Here is a 20,083-nt window from a genome sequence, read left to right on the forward strand (position 1 = left end):
AGAAAAATGATGAGCTTTAATCAATTAATCTTGATCGGAGTACTGATTCTATTTGTCGCTATTGTCGCGGCTGGTTTACTGGGTTACCTTCTATCCCAGTTCATCCAAAGATTTTTGCCTGTTGACGCTTTCACTTTTTTGATTACTCTGTTTCTAGTGGTGGCAATTGCCCTGCTGATTTACGGACTGTTCCTTTTAATTAAAAGACAACGCACACAACCGTCGTCACCGTCGCGAAACGTTCCACCCGAACCCCTCGAACTTCCCGTTGAGGCACCCTTTATCCGCCGACGCAGAACAAAATCCCAACTCAGTCAGAGTTCAGTTGATCGTGAACTTCAATACAGACTGATCCATCTGTTGGCGGGTGATGAGGCTGCCGCCAAACGGTTAGTCAATCGAATCAGGCAGAATCATCCTGGGATGCCGGAAAATTGGTATTGGCAGAGAGCGATCGAGGATGTGGAACGCGATCGCTTATAGCTTCTATGCCTCAATTCGGCTGGCAAATCGTTAAACTAAACAGCGAGGGATTTACAAATCTTCGCTCAGTTCTCACACAGTTCTGCTCTTACAGTTCTAAATATGGCTATTTTTCGTCAGTACATTGCTCCGTTCCTGATCGTGCTAGTGTTTTTAGTGGCGCTCCTATCTGTAAGCGCTCGGATTTTTTTGCCCTCAGATATGGCAGGACCTGCACCCATTGAGGATGTTGAGTCTGTTAGCAGCCGCACTCCCGATACAACACCCCCCCTGGAAACCCTAGATGCCCCAATTTTACCGACATCTGCTGGGTCACTCAACTAGACTCCAGCGCACGAGTGTCTGAGCAAATACTACCTGGTTACTGGCTGCGCGTTGGGTCAGGATATGAACGGTCAATGTTAATGAAGTTCATCCAACTGGCTTATCGAGAACTTTTCCCACAGCAGGAAGATTTTTCCCATCTCGCCCAAACGGTGAATCAGTACTTGTCTAAGGAAACACCTCTGTGGTGGGTTGATAACGAGCCGGTAGAGGTACCTGGAAACTCATCCATTGGGCGTCAGCCAGTGGGTTGTATCTGGCTAGGGAATGCGATCGATCAGGTGCGGGGCGATCGCCATGCTCATATTTTTTTACTTTACGTGATGCCCGAACATCGGCGTCGGGGCATTGGTTCGCAGTTAATGCGTCACGCCGAAGACTGGGCTATAGTAAGGGGCGATCGCCAGATTGGTCTCCAAGTCTTTCAATCCAACCAACCTGCGCTGGCACTCTACCATCAATTGGGCTACCAAACTCAATCCTTATGGATGGTCAAGCCTCTCTCTCCCTAGCTCCTCCTCACCCCAGCACCCCCGCACCTCAGCTCCTCAGCACCCCTGATCCCCAGCACCCAGCACCCCCGCACCCCCGCTCGCCGTGATTAAATTAGAAATATCAGCCGACTCAATCTAATTTTAATTAACATAATGTAATCTTTGGCTATTTTCAGTTGTAAAAAGTCGCGAGAAGAGACTGGTGAAATTGGGTGGGATAGGATAATTTATCAACTATGTACAATGATGATGACGATCTGAGCGTACTCGATGCGGTTGATCTAGAAGACCCTCTAGATGCAATAGAGCCGATTGATAGCGAGTCAGAAGCTCACAAGCCTGACCCAGAAGCCATGTTGGCACTGTTAACGGCACGGGAAACGCCGCAACGGATGCTGGCAGCACGGGCATTTTGTGAAATTCAAGATGAGAGAGCTATTCCTCATCTCATTAACCTTTTGAAAGATGTGTGCCCCTTGGTACGAGTGAGTGCAGCCTATGCCCTCGGACGCAATCCGAGTCCAACAGCGGTAGAGCCATTAATTGAACAGTTGAATCACGATTGGAATGGTTATGTGCGTAAAGGTGCGGTTTGGGCATTGGGCAACTGCCGCGATCGCCGCGCTTTACCTTCTCTGACTGACGCCCTGAAAAATGAGATTTCAGCCGTGCGGTTGTGGGCGGCTAGTGCTTTAGCGCAAATGTCTCAGTTGCAGTATGGAGACATTGTCGCCTGCATTCCACCCCTAATTACAGCCTTGAAACAAGACCCAGTGGCAGCGGTGCGGAGTAATTGTGCCTGGTCAATCGGACAGCTATGCCGGGAACTCCCCTCCAATGCCATCTACGGAGGGGCGATTGATGGCTTGCTGGAAGCCTTTGCCGAAGATGAAGACCTAGGGGTTCAAGAAGACGCTAAAGCTGCACTCTTGAGAGTGGGTGACCCTCGGGGTCTTCAGCTAATTGAAGCGATCGAGATTGAAGGATTAATCTAGTACTCTCCCGGCTATTTGGTAAGGTTTTTAAAGAAAGTTTACAAAACAACTTACCCGCCCAATGAGCATAGAGACCCAAAAATCATCGCCTTTTCGGTCAGTCTTGATTATCACCATATCCTTAGTTCTCATTGCTATCTGTTGGTTGGGAGTAACACTCGCTTTTTCAGGAGGGACAATGTTTGCCGGAACACGACCTACAAATCTCGGTATCCAAGAATCTGGGCAACTAGCCGCCTGCCCTAGCAGCCCCAACTGCGTCAACAGCCAAAGCCAAGATGCTGTGCATAAAATTGAGCCTTTAACTTTTGACTCAACACCCACACAGGCCATGGCTGACCTCAAGAAAGTCATTGAGAACATGGATAGGACAACCATTATCACAGAAACCGAGAATTACCTCTACGCAGAATTCAAAACTAAGCTTATGGGGTATGTCGATGATGTGGAATTCTTACTTGATTCCAGTTCTAAAGTCATCCACGTTCGCTCCGCCTCGCGTCTGGGACAGTCGGACTTGGGGATGAACCGTAAACGAATTGAAACAATTCGAGCCGCACTGAGCGAACTCAAAAGCAAAGTATAGGGGCTTTTTTATTCCCCCCCGAATTTTGGGGGGGTAAAAGATGCTGGCTATTTAAAAGGGGTCTAACCCTACCTGGATTCGCCAACACTATCCTCTCAAGTCATCGCTGGTCTCCATCCCTTCAGCTTCAGAGCTTTTCCCTCAAACTGTTTACCTTTGAGCATTCGATTCCAGTAGAGCCAGGGTAAAACATGACGCTTCACCAACCACATACTATAACGCTCCTCCCTGGGGTCCATGGGGAAAGTGGACAGAGGTTGGTTGGTGTAGTCAAATTCTGCCATGATCACGGTGCCGTAACCTGTAATCAGTGGACAGCAAGTGTAACCCTCGTATTTGCCAGTTAGGGAGTGAGTCTGCATCACAGCCAGTAAGTTTTCGACCAGCACCGGTGCTTGCCCTCGGATAGCCGCTGCCGTTTTGGAGATGGGAAGAGAAGAGGCATCCCCCAAACTAAAAACATTGGGATATACGTTGTGCTGTAAGGTATCTTTATTGACATTGACCCAGCCTTTACTTGGCCCCTCTGTCCCCGCCAGTTTGCTGGTTTTGATAAAGTCTGGAGCGCTCATGGGTGGGGTGACGTGAATCATGTCGTAGGGAATAGCGACCTCTTTCACCCCGTCATCCGTGGTGACATCAAACACCGCTTCTTTAGAGTCAGCCCGGATGGCTTTTAGATTGTGTTTAAAGTTTAGCTGAATGTCCCGACGCTTAACTACCTGCATCAGTGGTTCAGCATAGGCGGGAACCGGGAAAATGGCACCAACGGCACTGCAAAACATAACGTTTGTCTGGTTGCGAACCCCATTCTGGCGGAAGGTATCATCGGCGAGGTACATGATTTTTTGGGGAGCACCGCCGCATTTAATCGGAGTTGCCGGGTAGGTAAATAGGGCATTCCCTCCCTTAAAATTGCGGATGGTTTCCCAGGTGTAGGGAGCGCCTTCAAAGCTATAGTTACTGCATACACCATTTTTCCCCAGCGCTTCTTTCAATCCTGCGATCGCATTCCAATCAATTTGAATACCGGGACACACCACTAAGTAGTCATAAGAGACCTGTTTTCCCTCGCGGGTTTTCACTATGTTGTTGTCGGGGTCAAATTCGGCAGCATAGTCCTTGATCCAGGTAACACCACTAGGAATACAGGAGGCTTCTGGCTTAACCGTATCTTCTGCCTTGAACTGACCTCCTCCAACCAACGTCCAGGCGGGTTGATAGTAGTGCTTGTCGGACGGTTCAATGATGGCAATGTCGAGTTTACTATTTTTGGCGAGTAACTGGGAGGCGACAGTAATGCCTGCGGCACCTCCGCCCACAATCACAATTTGGTGATGAGGGCTATTGGTGGTAGATGTGACGGCTTTCGGTTGAGTTGATGATGACATAGTTTTCTGGCACGACTCCGTACAGAGAACAAAATAGATGTTCTACTTATAGCAAGTTGCAGACAAAAGCATAATGTGTATTGATACTAAGTTAAATTTATAATTACGCCAGCGCTATCACACCATAAGCTTCAGCCAAACAATCGAGTATATTCTGCTTTGACCACCTTGTAACATTCGCAAGCGGATGCTTCCAAGCTCTTTCTATCTACAATCTGGATGCGTCCGCGTTGGTAACGAATCAAACCTTGATCCTGAAGTTGACTAGCCGCTTCGCTGACTCCAGCACGCCTTACGCCCAGCATCGTCGCGAGGAATTCCTGTGTGAGGGCAAGTTCCTCTGAACCTACACCGTCACTGCTCATAAGCAACCAGCGGCAGAGCCTTGCTCCTATATGATGAAGACGGTTGCAGGCCGCCGTTTGTGAACCGGTAACAATGGTTATATGGATGTAATGGTAGAGAATTTTTTTTAGCGCTCCATCTTTGTCGAACGCCTCTTTGATGATCTCCGCTTTGACACGCACGGCTTGACCTGGAATTTGCGTCAGCGTTTGCATTGGTGTCGTGTCCGCATCCAAAAGCACTGGCAAACCTGCCATTCCCTCACGCCCAATAGCGCCAGCTTCGACCGTTGAGCCATCCTCCATCACCGTCACTAAAGAAAGCAATGCGTTAAGCGGGAAATAGACAAATGGGATAAGCTCATCAGGCAAGATGATGGACTGCCCCAGAGAGAGTGAGATTTGCTCCAGATGAGGCTGCAATGCGGTTAGTTCATCACTCGGTAAGCTAGCAAGCAGGCGGTTTGATGAGAGCGGATGTGCCTGTTGGGGAGTGGACATCAAATACCTCTAAAATCTGTCACACTGGCACAGTAGCAAAAAACAACCGATGATATGATGTCCGTTGATTACCCTTAATAAAAGCCTGTTTGTCGTGAGTGCTTCATAGCGCCCACTCTTATAGGACTCGCATTCCTCACTCCAAACTCCCGCATCGTGTGATTTTATGACGGGACATGAAATGATATCAAGTCAAGCTTGATGATCGCCAAGCGCCAATCGCTATCCGATCAGGTCAATTCCGGGTTCTACCCCACCAGAAGCCACGGGTGCTTCTTCCTTAACTCGCCGAATCGGAAGATTAGCAATTAACGCGGTTACCCTTTGATTGCTCTCTAAGGCAATTTCCAATCCCTCGGTTTCAATTTCAACGTAACGAGAGACAACTTCCAATATTTCATTCCGCATCTTCTCTATCATCTGCGGAGTCAGGTCAGCGCGATCATGGGCAATAACCAGTTGCAGGCGGCGTTTAACTTCCGCCCGACTGTTGCTGGCACTCGTCCAGGGAAAGAGTCGTTCTAGAAGGTCGCTAATCATGGGGCTTGTCGGGGGGGTGAATCTGCATTATAGAGGTGATGAATAGACGCGGTCACGGATCAGGGGTTGTATATTGAGTTGTTTTAAATTTCAAGACTCAGGGCGGGTAATGGTAACGCCGCCCCTACCAGGCTAAAACATTAACCGCGAAATAAGCGGCGGATACGGTTGATCAGGCTATCGTGTTCTGCCATCAGGTCAAGGAAGGGAATCTTCTCCCCTTCTAGGCGTCTGGCAATGTTATTCATGGCAATTCCAGGCAGAGAAACATGTTCGGCTAACACTAAGGGTTCGCCTCGGTTGCTGGAAATGATCACCCGTTCATCGTCGGGGATGATGCCGATTAAGGGGATAGCCAGAATTTCTTGTACATCCTGCACTGACATCATCTGATCGGCTTGCACCATTGTGGGTTTGAGGCGATTGACAATCAGGTGAATTTTCTTAATGCCTTGGGCTTCTAGTAAGCCGACAACGCGGTCAGCATCCCGCACAGCGGCAATTTCTGGTGTTGTGACAATTAAGGCTTCTTGGGCTGCGGCGATCGCATTTTGAAAACCCGATTCAATCCCCGCCGGACAGTCTACTAAAATGTATTCAAACTTCTGGGCTAACACGCTCAAAAGCTTTTTCATTTGAGCCGGCGTCACGGATTCCTGCATCCGGCTTTGAGCGGCCGGTAGCAGAACCACGCCATCCTGCCGCTTGTCCTTGACTAACGCTTGTTCTAAGCGGCATTGACCGGCGAGAACGTCAATGGCGGTATAAACGACCCGATTTTCCAGCCCTAAGAGCAAATCTAAGTTTCGTAGTCCAAAATCCGCATCGACCAATACCACTTGACGACCGCAACGTGCGATCGCCATCCCTAAGTTAGCAGTAACAGTAGTTTTACCCACCCCTCCTTTGCCGGAGGTGATGACAATAATACGACTCATGAATTCAACAACAAGTGGGTCTTAGCAAAATCAGTTGCTCTGGCTATGCGAATTCCTTCTGAGGTCACATAAGCGACTTCCGGATAAAACTGTTCCGGTAGCGTCCCTGGTGCCCTTGCGACAGCATCCGCAATTCGTAGTTGGGTCGGTTCCATCTGGAGTGCCATGATCCGGCACGCTCGATTGCCATTGGCACCAGCATGAGCCACTCCTCGAAGACGCCCCCAAATGAAGATATCTCCTGCTGCAATGACTGCGCCGCCCGGATTGAGGTCTCCTAATATAACAATAGTGCCTGGATGACGAATCTCAACACCCGATCGCACTGTTAGTTGCAAGTATAGGGGTTCTGTGATGAACTCGGTCGGTTCTTCTCTCTGTGTCTGAAGAGAATAAGTAGGCGGCTGTTGCTCCACTGAGTAACCACCGGTAGCCGCCGCTACAGCGGTTTGTCGCCGCGTCGTGTAAACTCGCTGAAGTTGGAGCTGGATTTCCAACAGAGCATCGGCGATCGCTTGTAGTTTCATGGCATCCAACAAGTGGTCTTGAGCCATTAAATGCACCGGAGTATTAGCCTGCCAAAAGCGTTCACCGCCATTCAGGCGCTGCTTGAGTTGCTGCCATAGATCAGACCAACCGGCAGAGCTGGGCATGTCTGTTTCCGGGGGCAAGATTAACTGGAGTTGTTCCCCCTCCCGTTTCAAGCGGACTTGGGAGTCGCAATCCACGACGGGGTTACTTTCGGAAACGTCAGATATCACGGAGTCGCTTTCGGCAACGTCGGACATCACGGAATCGCTCTCGGAAACGGTAGATAGAGATGATTGTTGAGCCGAATCAGAAGTCATGCAACAACAGGGTCTTACGTCGGATGAGTCCGACTAAACTAAACGACATCGTACCTCAAGTGCAGGCTGCGGTCGAGAACCTAGTCAGTTTAAGTTAAGCGAGTCGGGAATGGGTTAGGATTGTGCTCGTGCGTAGGGAGAAATCACGCGATTGGAAGGTTGACTGGTTAACAGAATTGAACCGTCGGGTAAGATTGCCCCACCTAAGTCCGCATCCGTTAAATCAGCTCCTCTCAAATCTGCCCCACTTAAATCAGCCCCCCGTAGGTTCGCCTCTCGCAGGTTCGCCTTCATTAGGTTCGCCTCATTCAACTCAGCTCCTCGCAAATTGGCTCCCCGTAAATTTGCCCTCGATAAATTTGTCCGGGTTAGGTTAGCGCCTTCTAACACGGTTTTATGGAGTGTTGCCTCACTCAAGTTGGCTCGGCTTAAGTCCACATCTATCAGGATTTGTTCACTCAGAATGACACCCTGAAAATCACGTTCTCCTGCCGCATACTGCTTCAGCAATTCATCGATCGGGATTTTAATCGACTTTAGTTGCTCTAACAATTGCCTCTTGGCATCAGAGGTGAGTCGTTGGGGTTTGTAATCAGTCGTGCGTTTAGATAATTTCATATCTTTGTATTCCCAATAATTTACAGATTTAATGCTCAAACTTTTCTTGGCGTTCTATGTTGAGGAAAATCATCAATAGAGATTGAACTATATCCGTTTAAAACGTGATATAGTACTCAAGAATTTGTGATTGAATCAATTTCTAAATGTGATGCATATCACAGTCTCGAACTGCTCCCTACAGTCCGCTAAACCCAATCAATTCAAGCGCCCAAATTGAAATATACCCTTCCCGATAGTCTGAATATCGGCAATCGAAGGGGATGAGGGCGTCGGTTTTGGAGACTGAGAATTAATGTACAATAGGCAATCTCTGAGTGGAAAAAAGTAAGTATAGCACAATTACTTTTTGGGGCACGATTTATTCATGCCCCCTACCTTCTAGTATAGATAAACCTCGAATCCGATAACCTCTGTCTTTTTGCCGGAAACGATGGACGATTACACTCCGCTAGGGTGAATTTGTTTCTACCTGACTCAACCGTTGGTAAGTTGTCGCTAAGGCGTTAGCATCCCCTACATTTCCGGGGAATAGTACTACGGGTAAGTTGGGAAATTGAGGATGGTCAATCGGTGTGCGTACAACTGAACATCCTGGGATAATTTGACCGAGTAGTCGTGCTGACCTTAAAGCCAAACCTGTACTCAAGACATCGTTGGAGGTAATGCCTCCCTTACTAATTAAAAAGCCGATATCCGCTGGCAATCCGCGCACGATATCCATTAATAAGGCTGAAACCGCTACTCCAAACTCTAGCCTTGTTTGCACATCCTTAAAAGTGAGTTCTTGGCGACTGGTGTAAACCACCGGCGTCTTTCCGGCAGAGTGAATTTCTTGGATGCGATCGCAAATACTGGCTAAAAGTTCACCCCGTTGCGTTGGGGACTCATCCAATAAGTGCGATACATCCACCTCTACACCCACCACTCCCGACGCTTGCAGGAGTTGCTCTAATTGCTGGGTTGTCTTTTTGACATGAGAACCCACTATCACAGCACCAGGTTTCCCCTGGCGCACATATTGAGCCATATCAGCAGCAGCGACTGGCTGTGGTTGAAGACTTGCCAGCGAGGTTAAGATGCTGGCAGCACTGCGAAATAGGAAGCGTTTACCCTGTGCAGCAGCGATTAGAATATCGGCTGCAAACTGGTCTAAATCGGTTTGAGTCTCCCCATCGACAACACAACATTGATTGGAACTGAGAATCTGGAGGCGCTCTAAACACCCCTTGCGGATATCTTCTAGCAAAAATCGCTCAACAGCCTCAGCCTTAATACGACCTTTAGTTTTCTCTTCTACATAATCGGGCAAATAGCTGTGGTGATAGCCAAAAACGGAATCTTTAGCAAATTCGGTTTCGTGTACGGGGGTGGGAACGCCATCAATGATCAGGTAATGGATGCTTTCGCAGGTGACTCGTCCCCCCTCAAAGAAGGCAGGGACTAAGAAATGGGCGTCAAATGGCCCAACTTCTTCGGCAATCACATCAGTTTCTACGGGATAATGTCCGCGTAGGGTGGAGTCAGAGCGACTGACAACAAGGAAATCTTCTATTCCTTCTGCTTCTAGGGCGATTTTCAGGTTATAGCAAACTTCTCTGGTGACATCTGCTGCTTGTTCTGGGGTGAGTGCTCTGGTGTTGGTGAGGACAAAAAAAATAGGTGAGTCATCCCGGAGTCCGAGTTGTAAGGTTTCGACATCCCAGCGCATCAGCAGCAGGCAACTGTGGACGGTTTGGGAACCGGTGGGGTCATCATCCAGAACAATAATTTTAGGGTTGGTGGTCATTTTTTATAGAAGAGTGAGTAAGCATTTCAGTCCATATTGAGTTTTACCTGGAAGATCCCCCTAAATCCCCCTTAAAAAGGGGGACTTTAAAAGTCTTCTCCCCCCTTTTCAAGGGGGGCTGGGGGGGATCAAAGGGTGTGAACACACACCCTAGGGGGGTAAAAAATACGGGTGAATTGGGTGGGCTTAAACCCTGATTGATTCCCCTGTCGGTTGACAGTTTATCAGTTCACTGACAGCTAAGAGAAAATCCTAACAAGTAGTAAAAATTACTTGCATATAATTAATTACTTTGATAAAGTAATATTGTTGCAACGCGCAACAAAGTCAGAAGCCAGCCTGGAACCCCGAAAAAGTCACTGGCTGGCTCTGGCTCCCAACTATTCAGGAGACAAATTTAATTATGACGTACAAAGAATGCCTTAAGCCTTGGGTCGTGGCTCGTTTACTGCCAACGGGGAAGTGGGCGATGATTGGGCGATATTCTAAGAACTCAGATGCGGATGGACATCTGCGGCTGTTGCGTCAGCGAGTGCCAAGTATGCAGTTTAAAGTCGTGTTTGACGTGACAGAACGCGGACAGTAGACCTCTTGTAAAAATACAAAGCACCCCACCCCCAACCCCTCCCCTTATTAAGGGGAGGGGAGCCAGACTATGATCGTGCCCTTACCCTGTGGCGTACTTATCAATGAAATTGCAGGTAAAAAGATGCGATCGCACCTTTCACCCTTTCCCACGCGATCGCTAAACTTACCCGAAACCCTTCATCTTTACCTACCGCTTAAAAAAATCTAGAGAAATCTAGGAGAAGCTTTCGTGCAGATATTGCGGACTCGGTGAGGGGCGAGGAACACCAATTTTTTTTGTAGGGGCACGGCATTGCTGTGCCCTCATCCTGTGGATGAACTCGTTGTTGTGCTATAGAGCATCTATCTTAAGAGTTAATACTAACCATCGATTAATCTCTCCGTTCCCCCGCCCTGCCCCGAATCGTGCTCTATCGTGCACTCATGCTCAACACTCCTCGCACAACCCGAAAGCCTTCTCCCTTTTACCTTTTCCCTTTTACCTTGTTGCTGACTCTCCTCCTGTGCCTCCCTTGGGTGAATGCCCAAAAACCCGCCAACCCGCAGCCGCAACCTTGGCACATAAACGGTATCGTGGCTGCCCTTGACGACAGCCAGGACAAAGTCAAGGGATATGCTTTCGACAAATTAGCGCAGTACAAGCCCCAAGACTTAAAATCGGCACTTAAGAAACCGGAGGATATCGCTGGGAAAACTGCCAATATCCTGAAGAATAAAAATGTGAACGTTTCTGTTCGTAGCAGTGCAGCCCTTGCCTTGGGCAACCTGGGAGCATCAGCTCAACCTTACATCAAAGATATCCTCAACTTTCTCAAAGATGAACAGGTAAACGTCTATGTTCGAGGCAGTGCCGCAGTCGCCTTGGGCAACCTGGGAGCATCGGCTCAACCTTACATTAGAGATATCCTCAACTTCCTCAAAGATGAACAGGTGAACGTCTATGTTCGGGGCAGTGCGGCAGTCGCCTTGGGCAACCTGGGAGAGACGGCTCAACCCTACCACAAAGACATCGCCGACATCCTCAAGGATAAACAAGCGGATGTTTATGTTCGCGCTAGTGCAGCCGTTGCCTTAGGCAAACTGGGAAAGGCAACTCAACCCTACCTCAAAGACATCCTCGACTTCCTCAAAGATGAAGACGTGGACGTATACTTTCGGGGCTTTGCGGCACAAGCCTTGGGCAACTTGGGAAAAACCACTCCATCCTACCTCCAAGATGTTGCCGACATCCTCAAGGATGAAAAGGTGAACGCTGAAGTTCGCGCCTTTGTGGCACAAGCCTTGGGTAACCTGGGAGAAGCGGCTCAACCTTATCTCAAAGATATCCTCAACTTCCTTAAGGATAGGAACGTGGACACCGGGATTCGGGGCTTTGCGGCAGAATCCTTGGGCAATCTGGGAGCATCGGCTCAACTTTACCTCAAAGACATCCTCGACTTTCTCAAGGATGAAAGTGTGAAAAGCTATGTTCGTCGTTTTGCCGCATCCGCTTTAGAGAATTTGGGAGAGGCGGCGCAACCTTACCTGCAAGATATTCTTAACTTCCTCCGGGATGAACGGGTTGAGGCAGATATTCGGGGCAGTGCAGCCATTGCCTTGAGTAACCTGGGAGAAGCGGCTCAACCTTATATCAGTGATATCCTCAACTTTCTCAAGGATGAGCAGGTGAAGCCATCCATTCGGGGTAATGCGGCAGAAGCCTTCAACAATTTGGGAGCATCGGCTCAACCTTGCCTGAAAAATATTCTCAACTTCCTGAAGGATGAAAATATTGAGCCATCCGTGCGGGGCAGTGCCGCACCGATTTTGGGCAATTTGGGGCAGGTGACTCAACCCGACTTCAAAGATATCCTTGACTTTCTCAAAGATGAACAGGTGAAGCCATCTGTGCGGAGCTCTGCGGCAGAATCGTTGGGCAACTTGGGAGCATCGGCTCAACCTTATATCAAAGATATCCTTAACGTTCTCAAAGATGAACAGGTGAAGCCATCCGTGCGGAGCTCTGCGGCAGAAGCGTTGGGCAATCTCAAGGAAGCGGCTACACCTTACCTTAAAGACATCGCCGATATCATCCAAGATGAAAAGGTAGACGCAGGAGTTCGTAGCAGTAGCGCCCAAGCCTTGGGTAATCTTAGAAAATTACAGGTATACGAGGTTGTTGTCATCCTGAATTCTGTTTACGAACCCAATCACCAAAACGTTAACTTTGAAACTTGGCGGTTTTTGGCTTATTTCTTCGGGGGTGGCACGAATGATGTGAAAACGCTGCTCAAATGGCTTGGTAATCCTCAATCCCTTCCGACTCAATTCAATTACGAAGACAGCAAGAAAACACTGAAAGTGTTGCGCGATGCCTGGATAGGAAGTCAGGGGTTGGAACGATTACAACAAGACTTAGCAACCAAAATAGCTAGGGTTGCCCGCAGGGCGTCTTGGAAACCCCAGGACATTCCCTTGCTGCAAAATCACTACAACAACCTGAAAAAAGGCGGGTACAACCAAGCCGATACGGTGCACTCAGCCATCCATGATGTGGTAATTGGGAGATGGCTTTCCCTTGCCCAAAACATCATCCTGATTCATGCTGCCTTTTGGCTTGCCCTAATTTTCGCCTACCCTAAATTTCCCCACACCCTAGCTGTCTTTTTCTGGAACCCCTGGATCAGGAAGATTCTCGGTGTCGGCTATGTGGGCTTTCTCCTTACCTGGGTTCCGTATTTCCGCCGCCAACTTTTTGAACCCTTCAAACCATCCTTACTCGCCGATGCAGAATTAGAGCATTTCGATGACGACGCCTACTTCCCAGAGTCTAATGTCATCATTCCAGATTCAAAAGAAATCAAAGCGCTTACCCAGGCACTCCCCAAGATTCAGGGGCAAATCATCTTAGAAGGTGATTCCGGTTTGGGCAAATCGATGTTTCTACGCCATGTAGTGGCAAACTCCAAGCGTATTTTTGTCTACCTCCCCGCCCAAAAGTGCGACAAGGGTGTAATTAAAGCCATCCAAAACAAGATGCACGGGCAAGCCCAAGATGCCGGATTCCTGAAAAACCTCATCTATAGTGGTGCGATTGATATCTGTATTGACGGACTCAACGAAGTCAGCACCGACACACGGGCAAAAATCACCGATTTTGTCGATCGCTCTTTCCGGGGTAATATCATCATGACGACCCAACCCTTGGAGTGGATACCCCCCTCAACCACCAAGACGTATTACTTACAACCCCTAGAATCCCACCAAATTGATTTGTTTTTGGTTTCCCGCCAGCCCAAACTGCTCAAAGATGCCAAAATTCAGGGGAAATATTACAAAAATGCCTGCATTCGATACTTAGCCAATGCCCTCAACCTCCAGCAACCGCCCGAAGAGTTAGAGGCGGCACAACGAATTCTTTCCAACCCTATGGATTTGACTCTTGTCGCCCTGATGCTCTCCCAAGGCAACACCCCTGACTTGTTCCGCTTGCAAGAACAGCAATATAACCAGATGGCAGAGGAATTTTGGTACAAATGGAAGTACGAATTTCCTCTGGAAAGATTCTCCCAAGCCGTTTACCAAATGCGGCTTAATGATGAAAACACTCTCCCGGCGGGGCAATTCCCCCAAGAATTACAGGCTTTGGCAGATAAGAAATACAAAATGGTCGTCCGCCGTCAGTCGTGGGATAGGGAGGGGAAAGCCCAGAAAGAATGGTATTTCCGTCACGACAAAATTATGGACTTCTTTTTGATGCAAAACTTCCTGGGTGAGAGTACTGAAGCAGAAACACGGTTAATTGACCACATGGGCGACCCCAGATTTCGAGGGGTTTATACTAAATCTGGGTTGACTCTCCCCTTTCTTAAACGAACCACAGAGGCGCAGAGTTCGCACAGGAGAGAGTGAAGAGAGAGAAAAGTGAGAGATGGGGATTTTGGATTACTTTTTGGTCGATAACTTCCGGAACTCAAAAAGCTTCCGGCACGAGTGCGATCGCTCTAAATAATGTATCTTCTTCAGTCAACCTTTCGAGTGGTTTGCACCCATGATGCGAACTTTTATCTATATGCGGACATATTTTTCCACTATAAAAAAATAGTACGAAAAAAAAATGAATAAGTCAAGCGATCGTCCCCTCATGGCACAGCCGATTAGTAAGAAAGAACAAAATCAAAGCTTCAACGTTTATTCTGTAATTTCGCCATCTCTTCTTGAACACCAGTCGCAATCTGCAACGCTTCATTGAGCAGACGCCCATACTCACTGGCTAGGTCATTCACTTGCAGAGTTTGCACCGTTCTTAAATTCGTTGTCAACAGTTCAGGGTTACTCATCAGAAAATTCCGATTTTCTCGCAGAATCTTCTCCGCTCTCAACGCTCTCACCAAATCTTCTTTCACTAGCGTCAGCGCTTCAATGACTTTGTGGCGTTCACTTAAAATTTCGGTTGTTCCAGCCGCCTCTAACTGGTCGTTAATATGTATGGCTTTAATCACAGTATTGTATCGATCCACTTCATCCAACAAAGAGCATAAAGTCATCGAACTGTTGCGTTTTAACCAAAACCACCGCACTCCTACAATCACAATTGGCACGACAATCAAAGTAATCAGAGTGGCAATGAGTGAAGAACCGATGAAAGGCAGAATCACAAACACATGCAGCAAACCAACGATAATTGGCATTAAAGCAAGACTCAGCAAAACTTCTTGAAATAAGAAATGCAATCGCTGTTTTGAATTATGGAGGATTGTGGGTCTAAATACCTCCGTTGGGTCAACACCCGTCAGGTGTCTGAGTTCTCCGGGCGAAATTTCCAATCCCTGCAAATCCGGTTGCACAGAACGCGCTACTCCTTTTAGAGCCAATCAATACAGTTGTATCCTCTAAAAGTGATGATCTTGTAATTTTTTCATTTCTTCTCGGACATCCACAACAATTTGTAAGGCTTCATTCAAAAAGTGTCCATACTCACCTGCTTGACCATTGACTTGCAAGGAGGTTAATGCCGTTAGGTTCGTTTCAAACAGCTCATAATTCAATTGAATAAATTTTTGGTTTTCCCGGAGAATTCGTTCTGTTTTTAAGGCGCGAAGGATATCTTCTCTCGCTAGCCTCAGTGCGTGAATCACCTTCTCTCGGTTTTGCAAGCCTACACCCAGATTGCCGACGGCTTCTATTTGGTCATTGAGGTCAATCGCTTTAATCACAGAATTAAATCGTTTGACATCTTCAAACATCCTGGCAAGATTTCGGTTTTTATAACTGAAACGAATCTTTCTCAAATCATCTAAGACTAAGACAACAGACGCAATAAGATCAATGGCAATGAGCGAAAGCATCTGATCCGGAAAAAACACACTGAGAACTAAACCACTCAAACAAATCAAAAGAATTACGAGGGAAGTTTTGCCCAGCTCAGAGATAAATTTTCTGAGCGTCGGGGGTCTAAACACAGCATCAAGGCTGACACCGCTACAGTGTTTAATCTCTCCCTTGGTAATTTCCAATCCTTGTAAATCAGTTTGCATTGGGGGCGGTGCGATCGCGACAACTCGGTTAGGAAAACGGGTTCGTGTTCTTTGCAGTAGAATCCCCTGCGTGGACAGTCTGCAATCATGAGCTTATCGCTCTAGCGGCGTCGTGAGTCTTATCGTTGTCACAAGGTCTAGGAGCTATAGGGGCATCACTTTTACCCTGTTGGTGACTTCTTCACTCGCTGTTGCTGAACACTGTAGCCTCTTCATTCCCTTAAACTAAGGTTAGACCCCTTGAGAAATGAACTACCCATCAGCGTAAATGCAATAAACGACTTGTTGAGCATTGTCACCCTTGAGATGGATGTAAACCAGACAGACTGATCATATCCAGCTTAACTAATCCTCAACCTAGGTGTTTGACCAACACCTGCGATCGCTATTTTTTTTATAAACTAAAAATCTATCGATAAACCAGAATCTTCTAATTTGAAGATTTGCTCGAACAAGAATCGTAGATGTTAGCGTTGGTATAAGTCTTTTCAATTGTTGGGATAGTTGGCTGGCGGCGTGCCTCGACAAGACGCCGCCGCTTTTTTTGTGGGGACGGGAGAGCGGGGGATCTGGGCCGGAGTTCATACGAGGACGGGGGACGAAAAACCCCACTCGGAAGTAACATTGACCCTTAGAGGATGTCACAGACACTCAAATTTCATAGTGCCAGAACGGCTGCTTTTCTTGGAGAACAATCCGTTTACGAGAGAGGCGCTCAATCATCCCCTGCTTTTCAAAGTCATTGAGGAGCCGTGTTACTGTAACTCTGGTTGTCCCAATGATTTCCGAAATTTCTTGATGAGTTAAGTGCAGATCGATCAGTTGTCCTTGCTCAACTTGTTGACCAAACTTTCTCGCGAGCCAATTCAACAATCGAAGCAGCGAAACATCAATCGAACGATAATGAAGAATTTCTAAAAATTCGTGATATTGCTGAATATGCTGAATCAGGACTTCATTGACGAGGTACCACTGATCGAGAGGGAGGCGAATGACCTCTACAGGCGTGAGACATTCCATTTGAAACGGGTCTGCCTTTGATAGCACTCGACCCACCACATCCCCTTTGCCCCATACTCCCAGCGTGACTGTTGTTCCGTCTTCAAGCAGGGTCAAGGTGCGAACCGCGCCGGTTTCAATTTGCCACAAAGAATCTCGGCTGGAGGGAAGTACAGCTCGACGTTCAAATTGACTTCGTTTGATGTCAACAGAGTCAGTTGATAACAGCGAAAAAGCAGCCATTTCACTCATCCTGATTGTGAAACATCTTTGACCGCATCTAGTGCCTACGGTTACCAAAGAGGGGGTAAAAGGAATTTTAACAGGAAACCTCTATATCCCGATAGATAAACTGTGGTTTTTGCCTAAAGACAACTAAACCGAGCTGGAATATTGGCTACTACCTCAATTTCACAGTTTAGGATGGGAAGACATTAATCGTTCATTTCCCAATGAGCCAACCCAACCCACTCCAATTAGTCTCTTACCTCGCTCCCAATATGTTTGGGTTCTATGAGGCTGTTGGGGCATCCTTGAGCCAGGTATTAGGGATAGAAACACAAGTGGTGCAGAGTCAGTATGACCCCCTAGAAGACCCGATGATGCTAGAGGATCGGCTGGATATGGCTTTTATTTGTGGCTTGCCCTTCGCACGGCGTCATCGAGTCATTTCCAGTCAACTCCAAGCGTTAGTTGCGCCAGTGATGCAAGCGAGTCGCTATGAAAATCGCCCGATCTACTTCTCGGATATCATTGTCAACACCCAAAGCAACCTTCAAAGCTTTGCTGACTTAGCGGGTAAAACTTGGTGCTATAATGATCCCGGCTCGAACAGTGGTTACAACCTGGTGCGACAACGGCTGATTCAGGGGGGTTACCCCAGTCACTTTTTCCGTCAGGTGATGCAATCCGGCTCCCATCAGCGTTCTATCCGATGGGTCATTGAGGGACAGGCGGATTGTTCGGCGATTGATAGCACGGTGCTAGAGCAAGAATTGCGGGATTTTCCGGAATTTTCGCCCTATTTACGGGTGATTGAGTCCCTTGGCTCCTGCCCGATGCCCCCCGTAGTGGCTGCACAACGGCTGGGTTCAAGTTTGATTAACGCCTTACGTTCGGCGCTGTGTGAACCGGATGCAGAACTGCAAGCGGCAATGACGCGATCGCACATTCAGAAATACGTTCCTGTGCAGTGTGAAGATTACGAGGAACTGGCAATAATGTACGACGCGGCGGTAGAAGCAGGATATGAAGCGATCGCTTAACCGATTCAAGCACTAAGATGTCCGACCACCTCAACCAGTTTGGCGTAAGTTTGAGCCAAGGCTGAACCTTTGGACTGACATAAGTCTTCAATCCATTGCGTGGCTTGATTCGGCTTAATGGTCATTCTCGACTTTGCCATCAGCTTCCCCGTGGGATATTGGATTAGTCCCTGAGCTTGGGGACTGGATGTTACAGTCGGTTCATTCTGAAGCAAAGGAATGTAACGACGGGAGGCAAAACGCTTTTCTAACAACTTAATCGCTTCATGGTTTTGATTGGCACGCAACCAAGCATCCAGATAAATTTGTTCAAATAAATCGTGTTGGGCATGGCTACCCCCAATGGTGTGTAGGCGACCCAGGATTGGGCCAAGTTCAGCAATCGCTCTTTCCCATTTTCCTTGAGCATGAGCTGCCATTCCTCGTGCGGCGGGTACAGCAACCTCATTCCATGCCCGTTGTACAGAAGAGTCAGCGGTTTTGGCATACGCTTGCATACTCAACAGCATCTCAGTCACTTGCTGCGCGTGACCGGCCTTTGATAGAGCGTAAATGTAATGCAAATCTTGGAAGGGTAGGGCGTGTTCGTGAATTCGTGCGGTGAGATAAGGGGCGAGTTCTTGCCATCTATTACCCACATCGACCCCTCTTAATTCCAAGCGCAACAGCAGGGAAATCGCTCCAATTGGGTCTTTGGATGAGTCTTTCCCAGCCCGACCCCAGACGTGAGTGTCATAGAGCGATAGAACTTTCTGAAACTGTTGCTTCTCTAAATAATAGAGAGCGATGTGCCACCAATTATGGGTGTAGAGCATGGAATTGCAGTTTTCCCAGGTATCACAGAGGCTTTCCATCCACAGAATGCCCTCTTCCAGTCTCCCCTGCATTTCCAGCACATGAGCAACTGCATGGTGTGCCCAAGGGTCATTTCGGTTCATTTCGGTTGCTAGTTGTCCCATGCCTTCCGCCTCGTCGAAGCGGTGGCACTGCTCTAAACCGAAGGCAATCATGCCGTATAGGTAGTGATTTTCGCGGTTAGCGGGTAAAACTTTTTCGGCAATTGAGAGGAGTGCTTCTGGATTCCCCTGATAGAAGTAGTGGTATTGACCCATTTGTACTGCCACAATATCACGGGGAAACTTTTGGGTAAGGACTTCGAGGTAGGCGATGGATTTATCAATCGCACCGGCTGCCCAAGCTTCAACCGCTGAAATGTAAAGCTGTTCCCGCTCCGTGGCTTTATTTTTATACTGTTTAGCGGCTTGGAGATAAGGCAAGGCTTGACGACGTGACTCCGCTGTTTCGTGGGAGAGGTATAACGCGGCGGCATGGGCGTTGGCGATCGCACATTCGGGATCGGACTCTATTCCTTTAAAAATAGCCACGGCGTCCTTACCATAGGCAAGTGCCTGGTCAGTATAGCGATTAATAGCCGCAATGGTTTCCGGCGAATCTGTAGTAACGTCTAATCCTTGAGAATCTTGTAACATTTGTGTGCCCCAAAATGGCCTTTTTTATACCCCACCGATTCCACCGAGGTCGCCCCTGTCACAATCTACGATAAATCGGTCGGAATACCGTAATTAAGAGAGTATCGCATAGCGATCAGTAGACTGCAAGAGATGGCTATTGGAGAAAAACCGATATCTGAACGAAGGTGTAAGTGGCTCAGAAACCTACGTTCGAGCATCGCCTCAAATTGGGTTTGATAGCCTGACCATATCTGCCTTTTATGCTGACCTAATCAGGCATCGATGTGTTGATTAGTGGGATGACTTTACTAACTCTTATATTCTCTACATGTATAGTTTGTGACAGCTTCAACTCTGGTGACAGCTCTGTTAGGAGCCATTATCTGCCTAAG

At 47.8% G+C, this 20,083-nt stretch carries 20 protein-coding genes; 9 read left to right on the forward strand and 11 right to left on the reverse strand.

Features of this window, described 5'->3' with window-relative positions:
• Positions 1 to 6 precede the first annotated feature (6 nt).
• From MIC7113_RS16005 to MIC7113_RS16025, 5 genes are all read left to right on the forward strand, one after another.
• Positions 7 to 483: an ABC transporter permease gene (locus MIC7113_RS16005; RefSeq protein WP_015183199.1), complete on the forward strand. Its 477-nt coding sequence runs from the start codon at positions 7 to 9 to the stop codon at positions 481 to 483.
• A 102-nt stretch (positions 484 to 585) separates the two neighbouring features.
• Positions 586 to 807, forward strand: a complete 222-nt coding sequence (locus tag MIC7113_RS16010; protein ID WP_015183200.1) for a hypothetical protein — start codon at positions 586 to 588, stop codon at positions 805 to 807.
• A 14-nt stretch (positions 808 to 821) separates the two neighbouring features.
• Complete coding sequence (locus MIC7113_RS16015; protein WP_015183201.1) at positions 822 to 1,319, forward strand: GNAT family N-acetyltransferase; 498 nt, start codon at positions 822 to 824, stop codon at positions 1,317 to 1,319.
• 218 nt (positions 1,320 to 1,537) lie between these two features.
• The gene (locus tag MIC7113_RS16020) at positions 1,538 to 2,296 is read left to right on the forward strand and encodes a HEAT repeat domain-containing protein (protein WP_015183202.1); all 759 of its coding nucleotides are present in this window, start codon (positions 1,538 to 1,540) and stop codon (positions 2,294 to 2,296) included.
• Between the two features lie 61 nt (positions 2,297 to 2,357).
• Positions 2,358 to 2,882: a DUF1499 domain-containing protein gene (locus MIC7113_RS16025; protein WP_155898010.1), complete on the forward strand. Its 525-nt coding sequence runs from the start codon at positions 2,358 to 2,360 to the stop codon at positions 2,880 to 2,882.
• Between the two features lie 95 nt (positions 2,883 to 2,977).
• Here the strand turns inward: MIC7113_RS16025 and MIC7113_RS16030 are convergent, their stop codons facing one another.
• The 7 genes from MIC7113_RS16030 to MIC7113_RS16060 form a co-directional block, all read right to left on the reverse strand.
• A complete protein-coding gene (locus tag MIC7113_RS16030) occupies positions 2,978 to 4,273 on the reverse strand; it encodes an NAD(P)/FAD-dependent oxidoreductase (protein ID WP_015183204.1) in 1,296 nt (431 codons plus the stop codon).
• Between the two features lie 131 nt (positions 4,274 to 4,404).
• Positions 4,405 to 5,118, reverse strand: a complete 714-nt coding sequence (locus MIC7113_RS16035) for a Crp/Fnr family transcriptional regulator (protein ID WP_015183205.1) — start codon at positions 5,116 to 5,118, stop codon at positions 4,405 to 4,407.
• 222 nt (positions 5,119 to 5,340) lie between these two features.
• Positions 5,341 to 5,658, reverse strand: a complete 318-nt coding sequence (gene minE, locus MIC7113_RS16040; RefSeq protein ID WP_015183206.1) for a cell division topological specificity factor MinE — start codon at positions 5,656 to 5,658, stop codon at positions 5,341 to 5,343.
• A 140-nt stretch (positions 5,659 to 5,798) separates the two neighbouring features.
• Complete coding sequence (gene minD, locus MIC7113_RS16045; RefSeq protein ID WP_015183207.1) at positions 5,799 to 6,596, reverse strand: septum site-determining protein MinD; 798 nt, start codon at positions 6,594 to 6,596, stop codon at positions 5,799 to 5,801.
• Positions 6,593 to 7,444 (reverse strand): septum site-determining protein MinC, encoded by an 852-nt coding sequence (gene minC / locus MIC7113_RS16050; RefSeq protein WP_015183208.1) that lies wholly within the window; start codon positions 7,442 to 7,444, stop codon positions 6,593 to 6,595. Before minC ends, minD begins: the two co-directional genes overlap by 4 nt.
• A 114-nt stretch (positions 7,445 to 7,558) precedes the next feature.
• Positions 7,559 to 8,062: a pentapeptide repeat-containing protein gene (locus tag MIC7113_RS33420; RefSeq protein ID WP_015183209.1), complete on the reverse strand. Its 504-nt coding sequence runs from the start codon at positions 8,060 to 8,062 to the stop codon at positions 7,559 to 7,561.
• 451 nt (positions 8,063 to 8,513) lie between these two features.
• On the reverse strand, positions 8,514 to 9,851 hold the full coding sequence (locus MIC7113_RS16060; RefSeq protein WP_015183210.1) for a four-carbon acid sugar kinase family protein: 1,338 nt from the start codon (positions 9,849 to 9,851) through the stop codon (positions 8,514 to 8,516).
• Between the two features lie 403 nt (positions 9,852 to 10,254).
• Between MIC7113_RS16060 and MIC7113_RS16065 the strand changes: the two genes are divergently transcribed.
• The 3 genes from MIC7113_RS16065 to MIC7113_RS16070 all read left to right on the forward strand — a co-directional run bounded on the left by MIC7113_RS16065 (position 10,255) and on the right by MIC7113_RS16070 (position 14,330).
• Positions 10,255 to 10,437: a hypothetical protein gene (locus MIC7113_RS16065; RefSeq protein ID WP_015183211.1), complete on the forward strand. Its 183-nt coding sequence runs from the start codon at positions 10,255 to 10,257 to the stop codon at positions 10,435 to 10,437.
• A 69-nt stretch (positions 10,438 to 10,506) separates the two neighbouring features.
• Positions 10,507 to 10,647, forward strand: a complete 141-nt coding sequence (locus MIC7113_RS36505) for a hypothetical protein (protein WP_155898011.1) — start codon at positions 10,507 to 10,509, stop codon at positions 10,645 to 10,647.
• Between the two features lie 215 nt (positions 10,648 to 10,862).
• The gene (locus MIC7113_RS16070; protein WP_015183212.1) at positions 10,863 to 14,330 is read left to right on the forward strand and encodes a HEAT repeat domain-containing protein; all 3,468 of its coding nucleotides are present in this window, start codon (positions 10,863 to 10,865) and stop codon (positions 14,328 to 14,330) included.
• Positions 14,331 to 14,602: 272 nt separating this feature from the next.
• On the opposite strand, the gene MIC7113_RS16075 is transcribed toward MIC7113_RS16070, so the two are convergent.
• The 3 genes from MIC7113_RS16075 to MIC7113_RS16085 all read right to left on the reverse strand — a co-directional run bounded on the left by MIC7113_RS16075 (position 14,603) and on the right by MIC7113_RS16085 (position 17,197).
• On the reverse strand, positions 14,603 to 15,292 hold the full coding sequence (locus MIC7113_RS16075) for a hypothetical protein (RefSeq protein ID WP_216596324.1): 690 nt from the start codon (positions 15,290 to 15,292) through the stop codon (positions 14,603 to 14,605).
• Positions 15,293 to 15,310: 18 nt separating this feature from the next.
• Positions 15,311 to 15,955 (reverse strand): hypothetical protein, encoded by a 645-nt coding sequence (locus MIC7113_RS16080; RefSeq protein WP_015183214.1) that lies wholly within the window; start codon positions 15,953 to 15,955, stop codon positions 15,311 to 15,313.
• Between the two features lie 651 nt (positions 15,956 to 16,606).
• The gene (locus tag MIC7113_RS16085) at positions 16,607 to 17,197 is read right to left on the reverse strand and encodes a Crp/Fnr family transcriptional regulator (RefSeq protein ID WP_015183215.1); all 591 of its coding nucleotides are present in this window, start codon (positions 17,195 to 17,197) and stop codon (positions 16,607 to 16,609) included.
• 209 nt (positions 17,198 to 17,406) lie between these two features.
• On the opposite strand from MIC7113_RS16085, the gene MIC7113_RS16090 reads away from it, so the two are divergent.
• Entirely contained in the window at positions 17,407 to 18,219 is an 813-nt protein-coding gene (locus MIC7113_RS16090; RefSeq protein ID WP_015183216.1) for a phosphate/phosphite/phosphonate ABC transporter substrate-binding protein, read from the forward strand.
• Between the two features lie 5 nt (positions 18,220 to 18,224).
• On the opposite strand, the gene MIC7113_RS16095 is transcribed toward MIC7113_RS16090, so the two are convergent.
• Positions 18,225 to 19,709 carry a tetratricopeptide repeat protein gene (locus MIC7113_RS16095; RefSeq protein WP_015183217.1) on the reverse strand — a complete coding sequence of 495 codons (1,485 nt, stop codon included), beginning with the start codon at positions 19,707 to 19,709 and terminating at the stop codon, positions 18,225 to 18,227.
• Between the last annotated feature and the right edge of the window lie 374 nt (positions 19,710 to 20,083).

The sequence above is a fragment of the Allocoleopsis franciscana PCC 7113 genome (genome assembly GCF_000317515.1).
GTDB lineage: Bacteria > Cyanobacteriota > Cyanobacteriia > Cyanobacteriales > Coleofasciculaceae > Allocoleopsis > Allocoleopsis franciscana.